Genomic DNA, 2,153 nt, shown 5'->3' with positions numbered 1-2,153 from the left:
GTTCAAAAAAGTGTGTCAAACCGAAAAAAAGTAATTTATATCAATTTAAAAATGGAGGTTTGACAATGAGTCAAAAAGTAGTAAACAGAACTAACGGATTGGTAGATTATAAAGAGTTGGAAACAAATATCCTGTCGTCTATACGAGAAGGAAGACCGTTGACAGGAAAGGAGGGAGCATTAACACCATTTATAAAAAAGCTGCTGGAGGCGAGTCTAGAAGGTGAAATAGAAAACCATTTATTAGCTGAAAGTGAAGAAAATAATCGCAGAAATGGGAGGAATGGAAAGACTTTACGTACAAGTGCAGGTTCATTTGAGCTGTTAACGCCAAGAGATAGAGAAGGAAGTTTTGAGCCGCAAATAGTCAAAAAAAGGCAAACAAGCTTACATCCAGAGCTTGAAACGAAGATTTTGAGCACATTTGCCAGTGGTATGAGCTATAGAGATATAGCGTCACACGTTGAGGAAATTTATGATCACAAAATATCGGTAGCAGAGATATCAAGTATTACCGACAAATTACTGCCTATAATCAATGAATGGCGTAGTCGTCCACTGCAATCAGTATACCCGATAGTATTTATGGATGGGATGTTCTTTAAGGTCAAGGAGGATGGACATTGCGTAAGTAAATGTATGTACAATATATTGGGCATAGACCAAAATGGCAGAAAAGAAGTCCTGGGCTTTTATTTGGCTGAAAGTGAAGGAGCTAACTTTTGGTTGGAAGTGCTAAATAACCTCAAAGAAAGAGGAGTAGAAGATATTCTGATTGCATGTGTAGATGGGCTAAAAAGCTTTCCTGCAGCCATCAACAGTGTATTTCCCAGTGCAGAAGTGCAGCTATGTATAGTACACCAAATAAGAAATTCTCTGAAATATGTATCCAGTAAAGATGTGAAAGTTTTCATGAATGATCTGAAAAAAATATATCGTGCTTCAAGTAAAGAAATTGCTGAGAATTATCTGCTTGAGCTGGAAGGAAAATGGGGAGAAAAGTATCCTTTAGTTATAAAATCCTGGCAGAACAATTGGGAAAACTTATCCAGTTATTTTAAGTATTCTGGGCCAGTTAGGAAGCTGATTTACACCACTAATCCAATTGAGGGGTTGCATAGACAAATCAGGAAATTTACTAAAACTAAGGGTTCATTTACTAGTACAAATGCCTTGTACAAACAGGTATATTGTGCTATAAAAAAGGTAGAGCAAAAGTGGATTATGGCTCTCCCTAATTGGGCTTTAACTATGTCTCAACTTGATATTTTCTTTCCAGATAGGTTGAAAATTGAGTTGAACTAAAAATGCGGCTTGACACACTTTTTTGAACATTCCCACATAATCTTAAATATCTTTATCTCTCGGATCTTACTTTCTACTCTCATTCTAAATGATTTCTATTATGCTCTTTCTGCTCTGGAGTTAATGGCTTTTTACGATACTTTTTATATGGAATTATAACATTGCTTTGCAATTTTTGCCAACCTTGATATCCAGAATCGGCATATTTTATGCTATCGAGTGGTAGATATTTTTCTTGTTTCCTTATGCGAAAATCGCTCACGATATGACTTTGACACTGATAAAATTCTTCCTCCTTCTTCGATAATAATCTCAGTTTTCATAGTGTTGGTTCTTTTTTTTCCTGAATATGATTTCTTCCGTTTTTTACTATCTTCTGGCCTCTGTATTTGCTGTTCTGTAACATCAGCCAGAATTTTCAGTATTTTTTCTGGTGTCATACTTCTATCTTTTGTTATAGTCACTTTTTTGGCGAGTAATGGCTCTATTCTCTTAAGTAACCTACATACATTTGCGTTGTGCACATTGAATAGGCATCCTAAAAATCTATGTGTTATGTAAGTGCGATAGTACAAAATTACACAAAACAACTTATCTTCCAGAGTTGGTAGTTTTTATCTTCTACCATGGCACTTTTTCTGTTTTTCAAGTTTTTCCCATCCAGACCTCACTTTTTCCACTACTTTTTCGAACTCCTCTATAGTTAAACCTGTTATATTACGAAAGTTTCTTCGGTGTTTCCTCATATTATAGTAACTAAAGCTCATTTTTTACCTTACTCAATCTGCTGATTCTTCTTCTACCTCTCTCCCATCATTTTTTCAATCACCTTTTGCAGCAGGTCTTTTG

The 2,153-nt window shown here is 35.5% G+C and carries 1 protein-coding gene and 1 pseudogene; one reads left to right on the top strand and one right to left on the bottom strand.

Going from position 1 to position 2,153, the window contains the following annotated elements:
• The first annotated feature begins 65 nt into the window (after positions 1-65).
• Complete coding sequence (locus Wcon_RS10265; protein ID WP_114516979.1) at positions 66-1,304, top strand: IS256 family transposase; 1,239 nt, start codon at positions 66-68, stop codon at positions 1,302-1,304.
• Here Wcon_RS10265 and Wcon_RS12900 read toward each other — a convergent pair.
• Positions 1,301-2,071: pseudogene (locus Wcon_RS12900) on the bottom strand (transposase). The gene Wcon_RS10265 and the pseudogene Wcon_RS12900 overlap by 4 nt on opposite strands.
• Positions 2,072-2,153: the final 82 nt, after the last annotated feature.

It is taken from the genome of Wolbachia endosymbiont of Cylisticus convexus (assembly GCF_003344345.1).
Note: the sequence above shows the minus strand (reverse complement) of the source record. Positions and strands in the feature narration are given on the sequence as shown.